This window comes from Aquitalea sp. (genome assembly GCF_030150775.1).
Lineage (GTDB): Bacteria > Pseudomonadota > Gammaproteobacteria > Burkholderiales > Chromobacteriaceae > Aquitalea > Aquitalea denitrificans.
On sequence record NZ_JASLFG010000042.1, the window covers coordinates 17,424 to 37,110 of the forward strand.

Sequence of the window (19,687 nt, forward strand, 5' to 3'; positions counted from 1 at the left end):
AACCGCGCGAAAACACCATGCTGCTTACCTTTCCGGATAGTCCCTTCCGTTTGCACCAGCCCTTCCCGCCTGCTGGCGACCAGCCCAATGCCATTGCCCAACTGGTGGACGGTCTGGAGGATGGCCTGTCCTATCAAACCCTGCTGGGGGTCACCGGTTCGGGCAAGACCTACACCATGGCCAATGTCATTGCCCGCACCGGCAGGCCGGCCATCATCATGGCGCACAACAAGACGCTGGCGGCGCAGCTGTACAGCGAAATGCGCGAGTTTTTCCCGGAGAATGCAGTCGAGTATTTTGTTTCCTACTACGACTACTACCAGCCGGAGGCTTACGTTCCCAGCCGCGACCTGTTCATTGAAAAAGACTCCAGCATCAATGAACACATCGAACAGATGCGGCTGTCCGCCACCAAATCCATTCTGGAGCGGCCGGACTGCATCATCGTGGCCACCGTGTCGGCCATTTACGGTATTGGCGATCCGTCCGACTACCACCAGATGATCCTGCATCTGAAGGAAGGGGAAACCACGCCACAGCGCAGCATCATCAGCCGTCTCACCACCATGCAGTACGACCGCAATGATGTGGATTTCGGCCGCGGCACCTTCCGTGTGCGCGGTGATGTGATTGACATCTTCCCGGCGGAAAGCAGCGACACCGCCTTGCGGGTCAGCCTGTTCGACGATGAAGTGGAAACGCTTACCCTGTTCGATCCGTTGACAGGCGTCACCAAACAGCGGGTGGGCCGCTATACCGTGTTTCCGTCCAGCCACTATGTGACGCCGCGCGACACCGTGCTCAAGGCTTGCGAAAAGATCAAGCTGGAGCTGGCCGAGCGCATCCAGTGGTATCAGAAGGAAGGCAAGCTGGTGGAGGCGCAGCGCATCGAGCAGCGCACCCGGTTTGACCTGGAAATGTTGTACGAGATGGGCTTTTGCAAGGGCATCGAAAACTACTCGCGCCATTTTTCCGGTCGGGCACCGGGTGATGCGCCGCCGACGCTGATCGACTACCTGCCCAAGAACGCCTTGATGTTCATCGACGAATCCCACGTCACCGTGCCGCAGGTGGGGGCGATGTACAAGGGCGATGCCGCGCGCAAGAGCAATCTGGTGGATTACGGTTTCCGCCTGCCATCCGCCGTGGATAACCGGCCGCTGAAATTCCACGAATTCGAACAGCTGATGCCGCAAACCATCTTTGTTTCCGCTACCCCGGCCGCGTATGAAAAAGAGCATGCCGGTCAGGTGGTGGAGCAGGTGGTGCGTCCTACCGGCCTGGTAGACCCGGTGATCGAAATCCGCCCGGTGGCCACCCAGGTGGACGATTTGCTGTCGGAAATCCGCTTGCGCATGGACCTGGGCGAGCGGGTGCTGGTGACCACGCTGACCAAGCGCATGGCCGAACAGCTGGCCGACTACTACACCGAGCACGGTATCAAGGTGCGCTACCTGCATAGCGACATCGATACCGTGGAACGGGTAGAAATCATCCGCGACCTGCGGCTGGGCATGTTCGACGTGCTGATTGGCATCAACCTGCTGCGCGAGGGGCTGGATATTCCCGAGGTCAGCCTGGTGGCCATTCTGGATGCCGACAAGGAAGGCTTCCTGCGCTCGGACCGCTCGCTGATCCAGACCATCGGTCGTGCCGCGCGTAACCTCAACGGCAAGGCGCTGTTGTACGCTGACCGCATCACCGACTCCATGCGCCGTGCCATGGACGAAACCGAACGCCGCCGCGCCAAGCAGTTGGCTTTCAATGCCGAGCACGGCATTGTGCCGCAGGGCATCAACAAGAAGATCAAGGACATCATCGACGGCGTCTACAGCGTGGAAGACCAGCGCAAGAAACTGGTGGATGAAGCCAAAGTGGCGATGATGGATGAAAAGACGCTGGCCAAGGAAATCAAACGGCTGGAGAAGGAAATGATGGAAGCGGCGCGCAATCTGGAATTCGAAAAAGCCGCCCGTCTGCGCGACGAGTTGAAGGCGCTGAAGGAGAAGATGTTCATCAGCGATCTGTAAGCGCTGCTGTCACGCCAACAGAAAGCCCCGCCAGTGTAATGCTGACGGGGCTTTGTCCTGAGTGAGCCGTATTTATGCAGTCTGGGCTGCCAGCTGCTGCTTGCGATAGCGCTGGGCCAGTACCGCGCAGGTCATCAGCTGGATCTGATGAAACAGCATCAAGGGCAACACGATGGAACCGATGGGGTGGCCGGCAAACAGCACCTTGGCCATTGGCACCCCGCTGGCCAGGCTCTTTTTCGAACCGCAAAATACGATGGTGATCTGGTCGGCGCGGTCAAAACCCAGCTTGCGGCTGGAGTAAGCAGTCAGCCCCAGCAGGATGGCCAGCAGCAGGCCACACACCACCAGCAGGCCCAGCAAGGATTGCGGCGGGGTTTGCTGCCACAGGCCGGTAATCACCGCCGCACTGAAGGCGGTGTACACCACCAGCAGGATGGAGCCCTGGTCTACATAGCGCAGCAGCGGCTTGTGCTTGTCCACCCAGCCGCCAATCCAGCGGCGGGCAATCTGCCCGGCAATAAAGGGCAGCAGCAGTTGCAACACGATGTCGGTGATGGAGCCCATGCCCTGATCGCTGCCGTGATGGCTGATCACCAGCATGCCCACCAGCAAGGGCGTGATGAAAATGCCGAAGATATTGGACGCAGTGGCGCTGCAGATGGCCGCCGGGATATTGCCTTGTGCCATCGAGGTAAAGGCAATCGACGATTGCACCGTGGACGGTAGCATGCATAGATAGAGCACGCCCAGGTACAGCTCTGGAGTCACCAGCGGCCCCAGCAGCGGCTTGAGCGCCAGCCCCAGCACCGGAAACAGCACAAAAGTGCAGGCCATCACCGTCAGGTGCAGCTTCCAGTGGGTGGCACCGGCAATCACGGCTTCGCGCGACAGCTTGGCCCCGTGCAGGAAAAACAGCAGGCCGATGGCCAGGGTGGTGATCAGGTTCATGGCCTGTGCCACCTCGCCCTGACAGGGCAGCAGGCTGGCCAGGGTGACCGTGGCAATCAGCGCCAGGGTGAAGGAGTCGATCATTTTCAGCATGAGAGCACCGTCTTGCAGCAAGGAAACATGCTTGCTATTGAAACCTGAATTAATTCAGACTACAAATTGATTTATCAGATCAATACATGATTATTTTTTATGAATATCAGTTTGCGTCAGCTGCAAGTGTTTCGGGCCGTGGCCCGTCTGCGTAGCTTCAGCCGTGCCGGTGATGAAATCGGCCTTACCCAGCCGGCGGTCAGCCGCTGCATCCGCGAGCTGGAAGCCGAGCTGGGCATGCGCCTGTTGGACCGCACCACGCGCGAGGTGGCGCTGACCGCCGCCGGCCTGCGTTTTGCCGGTCAACTGGCTCGTTTGCTGGACGAATTGCAGCTGCTGCTGGAAGAGGCGCGCAAGGAGGGTGAACAGGCCCACGGCACCGTGCACATCGCCAGCAGCCCCACCTTGTCGGCCAGCCTGATGCCGGATTTGCTGGCACAATGCGCGCGGCAGTTTCCGCATATCAGGCCGGTATTGCACGACCAGGTGCAGCGCTTGAACGTGGAGAGCGTACGCAGCGGCGAGGTGGATTTCGGCATCGTGGTGGAACCGGGGGAGGTGGATGATCTGGAATGCCTGCCCTTGCTGGATGACGGCTTCTGGCTGATCTGTCGCGACGATCATCTGCTGGCCGCGCTGCCTGCCGTGTCATGGCAGCAACTGGAAGGCTTGCCGCTGGTGTTGCTGGATTACAGCTCCGGCAGCCGCCCCATCATCGACCGCATTCTGGCCGCCCAGGGCGTGCGCTGCCCGGTGGCGCAGCAGCTGGGCCATTCCAGCTCGGTCTTTCAGATGGTGCAGGCCGGCATCGGCATCAGCGTATCGCCGGGACTGGCGCTGCCGCTGCCAGCCGGCAGCCGGCTGACGGTAAGACCGCTGCTGCCGGAACAGCGCCGCAACATCATGCTGATCCGCCGCCGTCAGCGTTCGCTGTCACCAGTGGCCGAGCGGCTGTGGCAGCTGGCGCTGCAACTGGGGCCGCAATTGCAGGCCATTGCCAGCCAGCATGGTGCTGCCAGCCAAGGCCCGCTAGCCTGGGCTGGGTGATTACGCCAAGCGGCAGCAGGTGTTTTCTGCTAGCCTGCCGGCACTTTCCGCCGGTCCTGTGACTGGTACTGATTCCGCTATTTTCCGGATATTCCTGATGAACAAGACCCTGCGCCCGCTGGCGCTGCTGTTGGGGCTGCTGTGTGGCAGCAGCCATGCCGACGAAACCATCGTGCTGTTCCGCCATGCCGAAAAACCGGCGGCCGGTCTGGGGCAGCTTAGCTGTCAGGGCCTTAACCGCGCGTTGGCCCTGCCGGCGGTGTTGCAGCGCAAGTTTGATCGCCCGGCAGCCCTGTTTGCACCCAATCCCGGCGTGCGCAAGAAAGACGGCGGTATCGAATACAACTATATCCGTCCGCTGGCTACCATTGAGCCCACCGCCATCCGCCTTGGCATGCCGGTGAATGTCGATTTCGGGCTGGATGATCTGGCCGCACTGCAGACTGCCATCACCCAGCCGGCGTACCGGGATGCCACCGTGTTGGTGGCCTGGGAGCACCGTCTGGTGGCAAAGCTGGCCGGGCAGCTGCTGGGCGCTTACGGTGCCGATGCTGCCCAGGTGCCGGCATGGCATTACAGTGATTTCGATAGCCTGTATGTCATTACCCTGCATCGGCAAGACGGGCAGACCAGAGCCAGCTTCCGCGTAGAGCAGCAGGGGCTCAATCAGCAGCCCGCCCGCTGTCCGGGCACGGAAAACTAGGTAACAAAGGGTATTTCAGCCAGCATGTTGAGAAATCACCATAGTGTGCAGACTGTGTCGCGGACTGTGGCAAGGCCAGGTCTGGTCCATGTATATGTAGATTCAGGCTGTTTCCGGCAATGGAAGGCTTGGCAGTTTTCTGTTATCTACTACCGTTGAAGAATATTCTGTTTGATTTTGCCGTTGTATCTTGTTGTGTTTGCGGTTTTTCTGGTGGTCGATTTTTGCCTGATAATGGCTGTATCGGCTTTTTCTTACCGTATCTTCAGTGAGGCAAGGCTGTCGCCGGTATGGTCGCTCCCGCTCGAACCCGCTTCATCCGGCTGGTGGTCGCCGCCTATTGCGTGCTGGCCCTGCTGTGGATCCTGTTGTCGGACAGCTTGCTCTCCTTGCTGGCTGATGCCGACACCATGGTGCAGTTGTCGACCTGGAAAGGCGTCGTCTTTGTCCTGATGACGGCGGTGATGCTGTATTTTTCACTGCGCGCAGTGCCCGCTGCCGAACACAACCCGGCTGCCGGTTTGCTGGAAAGCTGGTCGGAGCGTATGTCGCGCGACCGTATTCCGGCCTGGCTGGCCTATCTGTTTTCCTTTCTTGCCACCGTGGCCGTGCTGGGGCTGCGTCATCTGTTGCCGATGAGCGTATATGAGCGGCCCATGCTCATCATGTTCATGTTTCCCATCATCCTGAGTGCCTTGCTGGGTGGTATCGGTCCAGGCTTGCTGGCAACGGTGCTGACGGTTGCCGGCATCGACCTGCTGGCATCCCCGCACTTTCACAGTGCGGCAGCCGAGCCGGCCTTTGCTTTGCAATGGGGGTTTCTTGGCCTGTGCGGAATTACCGTCAGCCTGTTCAGCGGTTTGCTGCGCGGGTTGTCCGAGCGCAACGAGACACACCGCAGCCTGCTGGATGCGGTTGTCAGTGGTACTTCCGATGCCGTCTTCGTCAAGGACCGGCAGGGCCGCTACCTGATGGTGAACGAGGCAGCGGCCCGCTTTGTCGGGCGCGCAGCTGCCGACATCATCGGCCAGGATGACCGCGCCTTGTTTGATGCTGACTCTGCCGTGGCACTGATGGAGGGAGACGATGCCATCATGAAGGCTGGCAAGCTGCATGCCGCCGAGGAGTATCTGCGCTTGCAGGATGGGGCGGAAATGGTGTTCCAGGTCAGCAAGGGCCCGGTATTTGGTATGGACGGGCAGGTTGTCGGTTTGTTTGGCATCTCGCGTGATATCACCCGGCAACAGCAGGATCAGCAGCGACTGCAGCAAAATGAAGCCGATTTGCGCGCAGCACAGCGCATGGCCGGTATTGGCAACTGGAGTTGGGATGTTGTGCACGACCGGCACGAGTGGTCGAGCGAGATCTATTGCATTTATGGCCGTGCAGCGGATTTGCCGCCGGCAGTGTATCCAGAAGTAGCCAGCTACTTTACGCCGGAAAGCTGGGCCAGCCTGTCAGCGCTGGTGGAGCAGTGCCTGCAGGATGGCAAGTCCTACCAGTGTGATGCCGAGGTGATCCGCCCTGATGGTGAGCGCCGCTGGATTACCGCCCGTGGCGAAGCATTGTGCGATGCAGAAGGCCGGGTACAGCGCTTGCAAGGCACGGTGCAGGACATCAGTGAACGTATGCGGCTGACCATGCAGATCCGCAGCAGCGAACGCCGTTTGCAGCAGGTGGTGGAAGCCACCAGCGATGGTTTCTGGGACTGGGATCTGCGCACCGGCTATGTGTATCGCTCGGCACGCTATTACACCCTTACCGGCTACCGGCCGGAAGACGATACCCATGATGTCCAGTTTTTCCGCCAGTTGCTGCTCAGTGATGACGTGGCTATCTGGCAGCAGGCGCTGAATGCCCACCTGCGAGGGGAAACTGCCCAGATGGAGTTTGATGTCCGGCTGATTACCCGTAGTGGGGAATTGCGCTGGATCCGCGTGCGGGGCCGGGCCGTGGAGCGCGGTGATAGCGGCGAAGTACTACGCCTGGTCGGCACCCTGTCTGATATCACCGAGCGGCGCCGGCTGGATGAAGATCTCCACTTGGTATTGAACGAAGCCGGCGATGCAATTTGGATAGCTGATGAAAACGGTCGCTATCTGTTTGCCAACCCTTCGGCCTGCCGCATGACAGGGCACAGCCAGAGCCAGTTGCTGCAAATGCATATTGTCGACCTGTTGGCACCATCCAGTCTGGTTGTATTGCCAAGCCACCTGCGCGCGCTGGAGGAGCAGCGCTTCATCCGAAGCGAATGGGAGCTGAACCGGGTGGATGGCAGCGTTGTGGTGGCCGAACTCACCACCGTACGCATGCAGGATGGCCGCTATATGGCATTTGGCCGCGACCTGACGGAAAAAAAGGCAGCGGAGCGCACTCTGCAGTCGCGCGAACAGCAACTGGCACGGGTAATCGAGGGCTCCGACCAAGGCTATTGGGACTGGAATGTCCAGACCGACGATTTCCAGGTCAGCCTGCGCTGGAAAGCCATGCTGGGCTATGAGCCCGATGCCATGGACATCACGCGGCAGGTGTGGCTGTCCCATATTCATCCCGAAGACCTGCCGCTGGTGGAAGACACCATGCAGCGCCATCTTGATGGCCTGACACCGGCCTATGAAATGGAAATGCGCTGCAAAAGCCTGCGCGGCGGATGGCGCTGGATACTGTCGCGCGGCAGGGTGGTGGAGCGGGACGAACATGGCCAGCCACTGATGATGTCTGGCACCCATACCGACATTACCGAACACAAGATCCACGCGCTGGCGCAAAAAGAAGCGGCCATCGTGTTCGACAGCAGCTACGAAGGCATCATGGTGGTATCGCCAGCCCGGCGCATCACCAAGGTCAATACGGCCTTTACCCGCATTACCGGCTTTGCCGAGAACGAAGCCCTGGGCCAGTCTCCCGGCATACTGTCATCCGGCCAGCATGGCCCCGGTTTCTATCAGGAAATGTGGTCCATGGTGCGCCAGCACGACTTCTGGCGTGGCGAAATATGGAACCGGCGCAAGAATGGCGATCTTTACGCCGAGCTGCTGTCCATCTCGGTAGTGCGTGACCAGTTTGGCCAGATCCAGCACTACATCGGGATATTCTCCGACATCACCCAGCTCAAGGCACATGAGGCCGAGCTGAACCGCATTGCCAATTACGACCCGCTCACCGGTGTACCCAACCGGCGCTTGCTGTCAGACCGGCTGGAGCAAGCCCTCACCCGCAGCCGGCGCAAGGGGCAGACCTGCGCCGTATGCTTTCTCGACCTGGACGGGTTCAAGACCGTCAACGATTTGCATGGGCACGAATCCGGCGATCAATTGCTGATTGCCGTGACCGAACGGCTCAAGGGCGTGCTGCGGGCGGATGACACCCTGGCACGGCTGGGCGGAGACGAGTTTGTGCTGCTGCTGTCCGATCTGGATGGCAGTGACGAATGCATTCCCATCCTGGACCGGGTGCTCAGTGCCGTCAGCCAGGAAGTCATTATCGACAAGGCCTGCATCAGTACCAGTGCCAGCGTCGGCGTCACCCTGTATCCGCAGGATGATGCCGACGCGGACACCCTGCTGCGCCATGCCGACCAGGCCATGTACCAGGCTAAGGAGGCCGGCAAAAACCGCTATCAACTGTTCGACCCGGAAAGCGACCGCAAGGCGCAGCTGCACCGGCGCACGCTGGAATCGCTGGGCCGGGCTTTGCAACAACAGCAATTCCTGCTGTACTACCAGCCCAAGGTGGATCTGACCGATGGCCGGGTGATCGGCGTGGAAGCCCTCATTCGCTGGCGGCATCCGGAACGCGGCTTGCTGGCCCCGGCCGATTTCCTGCCTGCCCTGCAAAACAGCGAGCTGGAAGTGACATTCGGCCGCTGGGTGCTAGAGGAAAGCATGGCGCAGGCAGCGCGCTGGCAGGAAGACAGCATGGCAATGGCCATCAGCGTCAATATCAGCGCCAATTACCTGTTGCACCCGGATTTCTACAGCCACCTGCAGCAGGTGATGCAGCGTCATCCCGTCGTCAACCCGGCCCAGCTGGAACTGGAAGTACTGGAGTCGGCAGCGTTGGATGACATGGAAGAAGCCTTGCGCGTGATGCAGCAATGCCGGGCGTTGGGAGTGCACTTTGCGCTGGATGATTTTGGTACCGGCTACTCTTCGCTCACCTATCTGCGCAAGTTGCCGCTGGACACGCTGAAAATCGACCAGAGCTTTGTGCTGGGAATGCTGGATGATGCCGATGACCTGGGTATCGTGGCCGGTGTCATCCAGCTGGCAACCGTATTCAAGCGGCAGGTCATTGCCGAAGGGGTGGAAACCTTGGAGCATGGGGCCGCCCTGCGGCAAATGGGCTGCAGCCAGGTGCAGGGCTATGGCATTGCAGCGCCGATGCCGGCTGCAGCACTGTCCGCGTGGGCAAGCCAATGGCAGCAGCAAGGGGTATGGCAACAACTTGGCGATGGGCCGTCCATCTGATCATGGTGGCAAGGGCAGGGGAAATGATAACAAGACAGACCCTTTTTCTAGGTATCTGCTGTCTGCTGGGCAGCCTGCCGGTACTGGCGGTTACTGGAAGCGGTGGCCGGGCCGTGATTCTGCAGATCGGCTTTGGCAGCAACAAACCACCTTATGTGTTCGAGTCCGAGCGGCGCGGACTGGAGGTCGACATCATCGTGGCCGCCGCTCGGCGTGCCGGCATGGATGTTCAACCCTTCTTCGCACCCATGGAGCGCCTGCAGAGCATGCTGCAGCAGGGCAGGCTGGACGGTATTGCCACTACCAACCCCTACAGCCAGCTCAAGGCCTTTTTTTCCCAGCCTTATCTGGAGTATCACAATGTGGCGGTGGCCCTGACACAGCGCAAGCTGGTGCTGAACGATATCAGCGATCTGTCACGCTATTCGGTCAGTACCTTCCAGCGTGCCCGGCAGTTGCTGGGGCCGCAGTTCGAAGCCATGGCCAATGCCAACTCGCGCTATCGCGAAGAGGGCGACCAGCAAGTGCGCAATCTGCTGCTTTATGCTGGCCGGGTCGACGTGATTGTCGGTGATTGGCGCATCATCAGCTATTTCAACCAGCAATTGCCGGCAGAGCTGGTGGCGCGCCAGCCGGTCACCGTATATCGCCTGTTTCCAGCTACCCCTTACCAGATGGCTTTCCGTTATCAATGGCAGCGCGACAATTTTGATCGAGGACTGGAGTTGCTGCGCAAGAGTGGCGGCTATCATGAAATCGAATCCCGTTACGAAAATACCCCGGCAGCTCCCCATCCCTGAAACCATGCCGGGGATAGCGTGGGCCGGACAGCATGGCGGAATGCTGGCACAATGCCGGCTTTTCGCCGTTTCCCCGCCGTCAAGGAGCCCGCATGCAAGCCAAGCCGCATGCACAAGCCAAGCCCGCCGCCGCCCGCTTGCATCCGCGTAACCGCCATCAGGGTCAGTATGACTTTGCCGCACTGATTGCCGTCTGCCCGGCACTCAAGCCCCACGTCAAAGCCAATGCCCATGGCCAGCCCAGCATTGACTTTGCCCGACCGCAGGCGGTGAAACTGCTTAACCAGGCGCTGCTGGCGCAGCTCTACGGCATTCAGGGCTGGGATATTCCACCCGGTTATCTGTGCCCGCCCATTCCGGGGCGTGCCGATTACATCCATTGCATTGCCGATCTACTGGCTGGCTGCCAGCAAGGCCGGCTGCCACAAGGCCCGGCCATCCGCCTGCTGGACATCGGTACCGGGGCTAATCTGGTTTATCCACTGCTGGCGCATGCCGAGTATGGCTGGGACTGCGTCGGTGCCGACATCGACAAACCGGCGCTAGCCAATGCCCAGACCATTCTGCAGGCCAACCCGCGCTTTGCCGCGCATGTGGAATTACGCCACCAGCCCCGCGCCGATGCCATGTTTGCCGGCATTATCCGCCCCGGCGAGCGTTTTGATGTCACGGTATGCAACCCACCCTTCCATGCTTCGCGCGCAGATGCCGCGGCGGGTAGCCAGCGCAAATGGCGCCAGTTGGGCAAGCAGGATGACAAACGGGGCGGGCGCAATCCGCTGCTGAATTTTGGTGGGCAGCAGCAGGAGCTGTGCTACCCCGGGGGCGAACGCGCCTTTGTGGCGGCAATGATTGCCCAAAGCACGCGTTTTGCCCGCCAGTGCTGCTGGTTTACCAGCCTGTTATCCAGTTCCGACAGCCTGCCCGCCCTGCAGCACGCCTTGCGTGAGGCTGGTGTGCGGCAAAGCCGGGTAGTGCAAATGGCCCAGGGACAAAAGCGCAGCCGTCTGCTGGCCTGGAGCTTTCTGGAGCAGGCCGGCCAGCAGGCATGGGCTGCGCGTCATTGGCAGGAAGACAGCACTGGCGGTTAACTGGTTTATGCTGCAAGCCAGATTGGTTTATGTTGAAGGGATGACGGACCTCCACGGTGGAGCCCGCAAGGCAAGAGCAGGAAAACATGAACAAGCAATTCGCTATCCTGATGGTTTGCATGGGAAACATCTGCCGCTCACCCACGGCTGAAGGCGTGCTGCGCACCCGTCTGCAGCAGGCCGGTCTGGATGGGCTGGTCGGCGTGGATTCTGCAGGCACACACGCCTACCATCTGGGAGAAGCACCCGACCCGCGCAGCTGCCGCGCTGCCGGCAAGCGTGGCTATGACCTCTCGCTGCAACGTGCACGCCAGGTCAGCGCTGTGGATTTTGAGCGCTTCGACCTGATCCTGGCTGCGGACCGCCATAACATGACCGCCCTGCGGGCCATGCGCCCTCCGACGAGCCGGGCGCAGTTGGATTACATCCTGGCCCCGTTGGGCAAAGAGCCGCCACAGGAAGTACCCGACCCGTATTATGGTGGCCCGCATGGTTTCGATCTGGTATTGGATCTGATCGAAGCCGCCAGCGATGGCTGGATCAGCCAGTTGAAACAATGGGGAATATCACAGCCGGCAGGCTGATTGTATTGGCATAATGCTGGTGTGGGCTTAAGCTAGGCACCCGGATACGGCTGCGACTGCAGTAAAAATTGCAAGGAAACAAATGGGACAGTTTTCGCGGGAACCAATGGCACCAATGGAAGTGGTACCCAGTCACAGCGCCGATGTCATTTTGCCGCGCCAGACCGGTCGTACGCCGCTGGCACGCCAGACTGTCATCGTGGTGGGTTCGTCCACTGGCGGAACCGAGGCGCTGCGGATCCTGCTCAGTGCGCTGCCGGCCAGCATGCCGCCCATCCTCGTTACCCAGCACATGCCGGAACTGTTTACCAAATCCTTTGCTGCCCGGCTGGATTCATTGTGCCAGCTGCATGTAAAGGAGGCGGAAGACGGCGAGCGCCTGCAACCTGGCACGGTTTATATTGCCCCCGGTCACTCGCACCTGCTGCTCAAGTCAGCTCCCACCATAGGCTATGCCACCTCCCTGCACAGTGGACCGCCGGTCAACCGCCACCGGCCATCGGTTGATGTGTTGTTCCGTTCTGCGGCCAATCTGGCTGGCAAGAACTGCATCGGCATCATTCTCACCGGCATGGGGCGTGATGGTGCCTTGGGCATGCTGGAGCTGAAAGAGGCCGGGGCCTATAACATTGCTCAGGATGAGGCCAGCTGCGTGGTATTCGGCATGCCCAAGGAAGCGATTGCCCTGAAGGGCAATCACGAAGTATTGCCCCTGACCTCCATTGCCAGCCGCCTGGTGGCACTGGTCGCCCAACGTCAGCCAACCGTATAAGAAGAACCGATGAAGTTGCCCATTCTTGTCGTCGAAGACGACGCCGATCTGCGTGAAGCCATAATCGACACCCTCAGCCTGGCTGGTTATCCCACGCTGGAAGCCGGTGACGGCAGTGCCGCTTTACTGCAGTTGAAGAAAACCCCGGTGGGGCTGATCATCTCCGATGCCCAGATGGTCCCGATGGATGGCTACAGCCTGTTCGAAGAGGTAAAAATTCGTTATCCCGGCGTGCCTTTCATCCTGATGACGGCCTACGGCATCATCGAGCGCGCCATTGCCTTGTTGCGCGCCGGAGCCACCCACTATCTGCTCAAGCCGTTCGAACCGGCCAGCCTGATTGCCGAAGTGGAAAAGCACATCCTCAAGCTGCCCGAAGGCGAGCGCGACGAAGCCGTAGCCGAATCACCGCAAATGCGCCAGTTGCTGGCGCTGGCCAGCCGCGTGGCCGGCAGCGATGCCAGCGTGATGATTACCGGCCCCAGCGGCGCGGGCAAGGAAGTGCTGGCGCGTTATATTCATCGGCACTCCAAGCGGCACGATGGCCCCTTCGTGGCGGTGAACTGTGCCGCTATTCCGGACAATTTGCTGGAATCCACGCTGTTCGGCCATGAAAAAGGTGCTTTTACCGGTGCCGCACAGGCCTTGCCAGGCAAGTTCGAACAGGCGCAGGGCGGTACCATCCTGCTGGATGAAGTCACCGAAATGCCCATGTCCTTGCAAGCCAAACTGTTGCGGGTGCTGCAGGAGCGCGAAGTGGAGCGGGTGGGCAGCACCCGCACCATCAAGCTGGATATCCGCGTACTGGCTACCTCCAACCGTGATGTCGCCGCCGAGGTGGACGCCGGGCGTTTCCGCGAAGACCTGTATTTCCGCCTGAATGTTTTCCCGCTGCGCATCCCGGCGTTGTGCGAGCGGCGCGAGGACATCCTGCCGCTGGCACGGCTTGTGCTTACCAAGTACGCTGAAGCGGCCGGACGTTCCGGATTGAGCCTCTCCGAAGAGGCGGAACGTCAATTGACGGCCTATAGTTGGGAAGGTAACATCCGCGAATTGGAAAATGTCATGCAGCGGGCGGTGATTCTTGCCGCCGGGCCGGCAATTCTTGCCGCCGACCTGCTGCTGGATGATGTTTCCGGTTCGACACCGCTTACCCGGACAGAAACCACAGTCCCGCCTATCATGACGGCAGAGTCCGACATGAAAACGCTGGAAAAACGTCATATTCTGGATACACTGGCAGCAGTGGGAGGAGTCAAGAAACTCGCTGCTGAAAAACTGGGCATCAGTGAACGCACCTTGCGCTACAAACTGCAGCGCTACCGCGAAGAAGATGGCCAGGACGAGGATCCGGATGACCTGGACGTACGTAGTACGGAGTAGCCATGTCGATTAATAATGTAGACCAGATGTTGAGCGAGCTGCGGGCCGCATCGGCCCTGGCTGGCGGAAAGCCTGCCACGCAGTCGCAGGACGCGTCGCAAGTTGACTTTGCCGATGTTCTCAAATCAACGATTGAGCAGGTGAATTCTGCTCAGCAAACTTCGCAGGAAATGCAGAAGCAGTTCGAGTTGGGAGACGAGGGGGTTAACCTGCAGGACGTGATGGTCTCCTTGCAGAAAGCCAGCCTGTCGTTCCAGACCATGGTCCAGGCGCGCAACAAGCTGGTGTCCGCCTATCAGGAAATCATGAATACCCAGGTATAGCCTGGCCGCCACCATATCCTTATGCTGCCGGCAGTGGCTGTGCCTGAAACTAAAACCACTGTATGGCTGATCTGGCAGAACAAAACGCAACTCCTGTTTGGCGAACCCGGCTCAACGATGCTTCCGAGCGTTTCAAGTCGCTTCCCAACAATAAAAAAATCCTCTTCCTGGTGGCTCTGGCCGCCATTTTCTCTGTCATTGTCGGCGCTGCGGTGCTGAATCGGCAGCCCAGTTACAAAATCCTGTTTTCCAATATTGCCGACCGCGATGGCGGTCAGGTGACCGCTGCGCTGCAGCAGATGAACATTCCCTACCAGTTGGGTGATGGCGGTACCGTGTCCGTTCCGGCTGACAAGGTGTACGACGCACGTCTACGTCTTGCCGCCCAAGGCCTGCCCAAGGCGGGTGGGGTGGGTTTCGAACTGATGGACAACCAGAAGTTCGGCATCAGTCAGTTTGCCGAGCAGGTTAACTACCAGCGCGCCATCGAGGGCGAACTGGCACGTACCATCGAAGCCATCGGCTCGGTGGAAACCGCCCGTATTCATATTGCCATTCCCAAGCAAAGCGTGTTCGTGCGCGACCAGCAGCAGCCGACGGCCTCGGTGATGCTCAATCTGTTCCGCGGTCGTACTCTGGATCAGGGCCAGGTAGCCGGTATCGTGCATCTGGTATCCAGTGCTGTACCCAATCTGCCGGTGAAGAATGTCACGGTGGTGGATCAGGACGGCAATATGCTGTCCAAGCTGTCCGACAAGGACACCGCGGGCATGGATCAGACTCAGCTGGGCTATGTACGTCAGGTGGAAGATGGCTACGTCAAGCGCATCGAAAGCATTCTTGAGCCCATTTTCGGTCAGGGTAATATTCACGCCCAGGTTACGGCGAATGTGGATTTCTCCGAAGTAGAACAGACTTCAGAAAGCTATCGCCCCAACTCCACGCCCAATCCGTCCGCCACCCGCAGCCAGCAAATCGTGGAGCGACTGGGCAGTGGTGCCGGTAATGCCGGTGGCGTGCCGGGCGCATTGTCCAACCAGCCACCGTCGTCTGCATCGGCTCCCATCACCCTGCCGCCTGGCGCGGCTCCCGGCACCGCCACCCTGTCCGGGCAGGCCATGGGGCAGTCCGGTGCACTGGAGCGTGACATCACCACCAATTACGAGGTGGACAAGACCATCCAGCACACCAAGATGCCGCAAGGCGTGGTGAAGCGTCTGTCTGCTGCCGTGGTGGTGAACTACCGCAAGATGCCGGACAAGAACGGCGAGGTGAAGCCAACACCGTTGACGGCCCAGGAAATTCAGCAGATCAACAATCTGGTCAAGGAAACCATGGGTTACAACAATCAGCGTGGGGATACGCTGAATGTGGTGAATGCAGCCTTTGCCGATGCCGCAGTGCCGGTGACCATGCAGGAAAAAGTTACCGATTACCTGACCAATAATGCGTCCAGCCTGATCAAGTACGCTCTGCTCACCATTGCCGTGCTGTATTTGCTGTTTGGTGTGGTGCGGCCTATCGTCAAGGATCTGGTCAAACCGCAGGATGCTGTCAAGAAAGGCCCGGATGGCAAGCCGCTTACCGATGCCGGTGGCCGCCTGCTGGCCGTGGCGGGCGACGACGAGGAGGGGGGCGCGAGTGCCGCCGCCGGTGGCAAGGGTGCTGCGGCTACACACGCAGATGGCACACCGGAAAATCCGAAGGATGCCCAGATGCGTCAGTACAACCTGAATCTGGAAGCTGCGCGTGAGCTGGTGAAGTCTGATCCGCGTATGGCCGCCCAGATCATCAAGGAATGGATAAGCTCCGATGAGTGATAACGGCGTTCACCGCAGTGCGGTCCTGCTGTTCAGCCTGGGGCAGGCCGAAGCGGTGGAAGTGTTCAAGTACCTGGGCCCCAAGGAAGTGCAGAAGATTTCGCTGGCCATGGCGGCCATCAATAATCTGAGCTACGACCAGATCGACGATATTGTCGGCAAATTCCGCGAGGAGTGTGCGGCACGGGCCAGCATTGGCGCTTCCGACGAATACCTGCGCAATGTGCTGATCGAAGCGCTGGGTCCGGACAAGGCGGCCAACCTGCTGGACAAGATCATGCAGGGCAACGATCACAGCGGTATCGAAAGCCTGAAGTGGATGGACCCGTCCTCCGCGGCCGATCTGATCCGCCACGAACACCCGCAGATCATTGCCACCATTCTGGTGCATCTGGAGCCGGACCTGTCCAGCTCCATCCTGGCCTTCTTCCCGGAGCGGCTGCGCAACGAGGTGCTGATCCGTACTGCCACCCTGGAAGGGGTGCAGCCACAAGCCCTGCGCGAGCTCAACGATGTGCTCACCCAGCTGTTGTCCGGTTCGGACCGTATCAAGAAGAGCGCATCCGGCGGTATCAGTCTCACTGCGGAAATCCTCAACTTCATGGGTTCCAATGTGGAAGGCTCTGCGCTCAACTACATTCGGGAATACGACCCGGAACTGGCGCAGCGCATCCAGGACAAGATGTTCGTGTTCGAAAATATCCTCGACATCGACGATCGCTCCATTCAGACCATTCTGCGCGAAGTGCAGTCCGACTCGCTGGTGGTGGCACTCAAGGGCACCAGTGCCGAGCTCAAGGACAAGATCTTCCGCAATATGTCGCAGCGCGCTGCCGAAATGCTGCGCGACGATCTGGAATCCAAAGGACCGGTCAAACTGTCCGAAGTGGAAGCCGAGCAGAAGGAAATCCTCAAGGTGGTCCGCAAGCTGGCCGACGATGGTCAGATCGTGCTAGGCAGCAAGGGTGGTGACGAAGGCCTTGTCGAATAATCCCATTATTCCGGGCGAGCAACTGGATGGCTGGCAAAGCTGGATACCGGCCGAGCTCACCCAGAACGACGGCAGTTTCAGCCCGACCCAACTGGCCGGGCTGGATGCTCTGCGCCGACACCTGGAACAGGCACCGACGGTGGCGGATGCCGAGTTGGCCGCGTCTGCCGAAGCAGCAGAGGAAGCCATCGAACCGGATGTCGAACCGGCAGCTGCATCCGGCTATCCCACTGCTTCCGAACTGGAAGCCATTCATCAGGAAGCCTGGCAAACCGGCTACGACGAAGGCGTACAGGCAGGCCATGCCGAAGGTCTGGCACAAGGACTGCAGCAAGGACATGATCAAGCTGCCGTGCAGTTTGCCCAGCTGTGGACGCCGCTGCAGGAAATGTCAGCCAGTTTTGCCCGCGAACTGGGACGGGTGGAAGAAGAACTGGCTACTTCCCTGCTGACGTTGGCGGTGCAGATGGCCGAGCGCCTGGCCGCAGAGCACTTGCTGCAAAGTGAAAGCGCCATTATTGCCCAGTTGCGCCAGGTGCTGAATGAATTGCCCGCCACCATGAGCCAGGCCCGCTTGCGGGTGAATCCGGCTGATCTGGACGCCGTGCGCCAGTTCCTGCAGCAGGAAACACCGGAAACCCAGTGGCAGTGGATTGAAGACCCGCACATCCAGCGCGGCGGCTGCATCATCGATACTGCTGCCTTGCAGCTGGATCTGCGCCTGTCGGCGCGCGTGGCAGCGCTGCGCAGTGCCATGGGGCTGGAAGCCACATCCGATGACCACACTGATTGATAGACAGCGTCATTTTCTGAGCGACTGTACCCGTGCGGCACGGGAGGCACCGCTGTGGCAGCCCTGTGGCCGCCTGTTGCGGGTAACCGGCATGGTGATGGAAGCCACCGGCATCAAGCTGCCGGTGGGCAGCGCTTGCCAGGTGGAGCTGGCAGACAACCATGTGGTGGAAGCTGAAGTGGTCGGTTTTTCCGGCGACAGGGTTTTCCTGATGCCGCTGGCCAATGTGCATGGCCTGCTGCCCGGTACGCCGGTACGGCCATTGGCTCCATCCCATCCCCCTTGTTATGGCCAGAATGTCGTCTCGGCCCGCGTCAATGGCCCGGCAGGCCGCCAGGTACCGGTGGGCGAAAGCCTGCTGGGCCGCATTCTCGACTCGCTGGGCCGTCCGCTGGACGGCAAGGGGCCCATCCATCCCGAAGCCTATTTTCCTCTGCACAGCCAGCCGATGAACCCGCTGGACCGCTCGCCGGTCAAGCAGGTGCTGGATGTCGGTGTGCGCGCCATCAACGGTCTGCTGACGGTGGGGCGTGGACAGCGGCTGGGCCTGTTTGCCGGCTCCGGTGTCGGCAAGTCGGTATTGCTGGGCATGATGGCGCGCTTCACCCGTGCCGATGTGGTGGTGGTGGGGCTGATTGGCGAGCGGGGGCGCGAGGTCAAGGACTTCATCGAAAACATTCTGGGCGAGGAGGGCATCGCCCGTGCCGTGGTGGTGGCGGCCCCCGCCGACATGCCGCCGCTGATGCGTCTGCACGGTGCCGCCTACGCCACCGCTCTGGCCGAGTACTTTCGCGCCCAGGGCAAGGACGTGCTGCTGCTGATGGATTCGGTTACCCGTTACGCGATGGCGCAGCGGGAAATCGCACTGGCCATTGGCGAACCGCCGGTCACCAAGGGCTATCCGCCTTCGGTGTTTGCCCGCCTGCCGCAATTGATTGAACGTGCCGGCAATGCTGCCAATGGTGGTGGCTCCATTACCGGTTTCTATACCGTGCTATCCGAAGGCGATGACCAGCAGGACCCGATTGCCGACTCGGCGCGGGCCATTCTGGATGGTCACTTCGTGCTGTCGCGCGAGCTGGCCGAGGCCGGCCACTATCCGGCCATCGATATCGAACAGTCGATCAGCCGCGTGATGGTGGACGTGGTGCCATCCAAGCAGATGGACCAGGCACGCTATTTCAAGCAACTGTACTCACGCTACCAGCGCAATCGTGACCTGATCAGCGTCGGTGCCTACGTGCCAGGGTCGGACCCGGTGCTGGACGAAGCCATGCGCCGCCAACTGCAGATGACCAGCTTCCTCACCCAGCCCATGCACGAATCGCAGGACTACACCACCAGCCAGTTGCAGCTGGAAAGTGTGCTGGCATAGGCATTTAGGCCATGGCGCAAAGCAAATACACCTTTTTGATCAAGCTGGCCGAGGACAAGCAGGCGGCAGCAGCCGAGCGCATGCGCCAGGCGCAGGCCAAGCTGCTGGATGCGATGAGCCGGCAGGAGCAACTGGAAAATTTCCGTGGTGAATACCGCGAACGGCTGACTTCCGGCGGTATGAAGGGGATGAGTATTGCCCAGTGGCAGGATTTCCAGAAATTCCTTGGCCGGCTGGACGAGGCCGTGCGCATCCAGCAGGGTGATGCCGAGTTTGCCAAGCAACGCTTCATCATGGAGCGCCAGGCCTGGCGTAACGAGCACAAGAAGCTCAAGGCTTACGAGAAGCTGCTGGAACGCGAGCACGAGCGCGAACAGCTGGCTCAGGCACGCCGCGAACAGAAAACGACGGATGAATTTGCCACCCGTCGCTTCTGGGATCAGACCCACGGCGACGATTAGC

General features: G+C 60.2%; 16 protein-coding genes. 15 read left to right on the plus strand and 1 reads right to left on the minus strand.

The window, feature by feature from the left end; all coding sequences use genetic code 11:
• Positions 1 to 17 precede the first annotated feature (17 nt).
• Positions 18 to 2,030, plus strand: coding sequence for an excinuclease ABC subunit UvrB (gene uvrB, locus QVF59_RS15105; protein ID WP_287881040.1), 2,013 nt, complete (start codon positions 18 to 20; stop codon positions 2,028 to 2,030).
• 72 nt (positions 2,031 to 2,102) lie between these two features.
• Here uvrB and QVF59_RS15110 read toward each other — a convergent pair whose 3' ends face one another.
• Positions 2,103 to 3,074 carry a bile acid:sodium symporter family protein gene (locus QVF59_RS15110; RefSeq protein ID WP_287881042.1) on the minus strand — a complete coding sequence of 324 codons (972 nt, stop codon included), beginning with the start codon at positions 3,072 to 3,074 and terminating at the stop codon, positions 2,103 to 2,105.
• 99 nt (positions 3,075 to 3,173) lie between these two features.
• Here QVF59_RS15110 and QVF59_RS15115 point away from each other — a divergent pair, with 99 nt between their 5' ends.
• The 14 genes from QVF59_RS15115 (at position 3,174) to fliJ (ending at position 19,686) form a co-directional block, all read left to right on the plus strand.
• On the plus strand, positions 3,174 to 4,121 hold the full coding sequence (locus tag QVF59_RS15115; protein WP_159878247.1) for a LysR family transcriptional regulator: 948 nt from the start codon (positions 3,174 to 3,176) through the stop codon (positions 4,119 to 4,121).
• Between the two features lie 97 nt (positions 4,122 to 4,218).
• Positions 4,219 to 4,824 carry a hypothetical protein gene (locus tag QVF59_RS15120; RefSeq protein WP_159878245.1) on the plus strand — a complete coding sequence of 202 codons (606 nt, stop codon included), beginning with the start codon at positions 4,219 to 4,221 and terminating at the stop codon, positions 4,822 to 4,824.
• 290 nt (positions 4,825 to 5,114) lie between these two features.
• Positions 5,115 to 9,293: a sensor domain-containing protein gene (locus tag QVF59_RS15125; RefSeq protein WP_287881044.1), complete on the plus strand. Its 4,179-nt coding sequence runs from the start codon at positions 5,115 to 5,117 to the stop codon at positions 9,291 to 9,293.
• A gap of 23 nt (positions 9,294 to 9,316) precedes the next feature.
• On the plus strand, positions 9,317 to 10,093 hold the full coding sequence (locus tag QVF59_RS15130) for a substrate-binding periplasmic protein (RefSeq protein ID WP_287881045.1): 777 nt from the start codon (positions 9,317 to 9,319) through the stop codon (positions 10,091 to 10,093).
• Between the two features lie 92 nt (positions 10,094 to 10,185).
• Positions 10,186 to 11,184, plus strand: coding sequence for a 23S rRNA (adenine(1618)-N(6))-methyltransferase RlmF (gene rlmF / locus QVF59_RS15135; protein ID WP_287881046.1), 999 nt, complete (start codon positions 10,186 to 10,188; stop codon positions 11,182 to 11,184).
• 86 nt (positions 11,185 to 11,270) lie between these two features.
• Positions 11,271 to 11,768, plus strand: a complete 498-nt coding sequence (locus QVF59_RS15140) for a low molecular weight protein-tyrosine-phosphatase (RefSeq protein ID WP_287881048.1) — start codon at positions 11,271 to 11,273, stop codon at positions 11,766 to 11,768.
• An 82-nt stretch (positions 11,769 to 11,850) separates the two neighbouring features.
• Positions 11,851 to 12,540 carry a chemotaxis protein CheB gene (locus tag QVF59_RS15145; RefSeq protein ID WP_159878237.1) on the plus strand — a complete coding sequence of 230 codons (690 nt, stop codon included), beginning with the start codon at positions 11,851 to 11,853 and terminating at the stop codon, positions 12,538 to 12,540.
• A 9-nt stretch (positions 12,541 to 12,549) separates the two neighbouring features.
• Entirely contained in the window at positions 12,550 to 13,923 is a 1,374-nt protein-coding gene (locus QVF59_RS15150) for a sigma-54-dependent transcriptional regulator (RefSeq protein ID WP_159878235.1), read from the plus strand.
• A gap of 2 nt (positions 13,924 to 13,925) precedes the next feature.
• Positions 13,926 to 14,246: a flagellar hook-basal body complex protein FliE gene (gene fliE / locus QVF59_RS15155; protein ID WP_159878233.1), complete on the plus strand. Its 321-nt coding sequence runs from the start codon at positions 13,926 to 13,928 to the stop codon at positions 14,244 to 14,246.
• Positions 14,247 to 14,308: 62 nt separating this feature from the next.
• On the plus strand, positions 14,309 to 16,066 hold the full coding sequence (gene fliF, locus QVF59_RS15160) for a flagellar basal-body MS-ring/collar protein FliF (protein WP_287881051.1): 1,758 nt from the start codon (positions 14,309 to 14,311) through the stop codon (positions 16,064 to 16,066).
• A complete protein-coding gene (gene fliG, locus QVF59_RS15165) occupies positions 16,059 to 17,057 on the plus strand; it encodes a flagellar motor switch protein FliG (RefSeq protein WP_059286226.1) in 999 nt (332 codons plus the stop codon). The genes fliF and fliG overlap by 8 nt, the downstream gene beginning before the upstream one ends.
• Positions 17,047 to 17,850: a FliH/SctL family protein gene (locus QVF59_RS15170; RefSeq protein ID WP_287881055.1), complete on the plus strand. Its 804-nt coding sequence runs from the start codon at positions 17,047 to 17,049 to the stop codon at positions 17,848 to 17,850. Before fliG ends, QVF59_RS15170 begins: the two co-directional genes overlap by 11 nt.
• Positions 17,834 to 19,225: a flagellar protein export ATPase FliI gene (fliI, locus tag QVF59_RS15175; protein ID WP_159878227.1), complete on the plus strand. Its 1,392-nt coding sequence runs from the start codon at positions 17,834 to 17,836 to the stop codon at positions 19,223 to 19,225. Before QVF59_RS15170 ends, fliI begins: the two co-directional genes overlap by 17 nt.
• Before the next feature lie 11 nt (positions 19,226 to 19,236).
• Complete coding sequence (gene fliJ / locus QVF59_RS15180; RefSeq protein WP_159878225.1) at positions 19,237 to 19,686, plus strand: flagellar export protein FliJ; 450 nt, start codon at positions 19,237 to 19,239, stop codon at positions 19,684 to 19,686.
• Position 19,687 lies beyond the last annotated feature (1 nt).

Coding starts and splice junctions, on each gene's coding strand:
- rlmF (WP_287881046.1), top strand. CDS start 10,186: ATGCAAGCCAAGCCGCATGCACAAGCCAAGCCCGCCGCCGCCCGCTTG.
- fliF (WP_287881051.1), top strand. CDS start 14,309: ATGGCTGATCTGGCAGAACAAAACGCAACTCCTGTTTGGCGAACCCGG.
- uvrB (WP_287881040.1), top strand. CDS start 18: ATGCTGCTTACCTTTCCGGATAGTCCCTTCCGTTTGCACCAGCCCTTC.
- QVF59_RS15110 (WP_287881042.1), bottom strand. CDS start 3,074: ATGCTGAAAATGATCGACTCCTTCACCCTGGCGCTGATTGCCACGGTC.
- QVF59_RS15130 (WP_287881045.1), top strand. CDS start 9,317: ATGATAACAAGACAGACCCTTTTTCTAGGTATCTGCTGTCTGCTGGGC.
- fliE (WP_159878233.1), top strand. CDS start 13,926: ATGTCGATTAATAATGTAGACCAGATGTTGAGCGAGCTGCGGGCCGCA.
- QVF59_RS15150 (WP_159878235.1), top strand. CDS start 12,550: ATGAAGTTGCCCATTCTTGTCGTCGAAGACGACGCCGATCTGCGTGAA.
- QVF59_RS15115 (WP_159878247.1), top strand. CDS start 3,174: ATGAATATCAGTTTGCGTCAGCTGCAAGTGTTTCGGGCCGTGGCCCGT.
- QVF59_RS15120 (WP_159878245.1), top strand. CDS start 4,219: ATGAACAAGACCCTGCGCCCGCTGGCGCTGCTGTTGGGGCTGCTGTGT.
- QVF59_RS15140 (WP_287881048.1), top strand. CDS start 11,271: ATGAACAAGCAATTCGCTATCCTGATGGTTTGCATGGGAAACATCTGC.
- QVF59_RS15125 (WP_287881044.1), top strand. CDS start 5,115: ATGGTCGCTCCCGCTCGAACCCGCTTCATCCGGCTGGTGGTCGCCGCC.
- fliG (WP_059286226.1), top strand. CDS start 16,059: ATGAGTGATAACGGCGTTCACCGCAGTGCGGTCCTGCTGTTCAGCCTG.
- fliI (WP_159878227.1), top strand. CDS start 17,834: ATGACCACACTGATTGATAGACAGCGTCATTTTCTGAGCGACTGTACC.
- QVF59_RS15145 (WP_159878237.1), top strand. CDS start 11,851: ATGGGACAGTTTTCGCGGGAACCAATGGCACCAATGGAAGTGGTACCC.
- fliJ (WP_159878225.1), top strand. CDS start 19,237: ATGGCGCAAAGCAAATACACCTTTTTGATCAAGCTGGCCGAGGACAAG.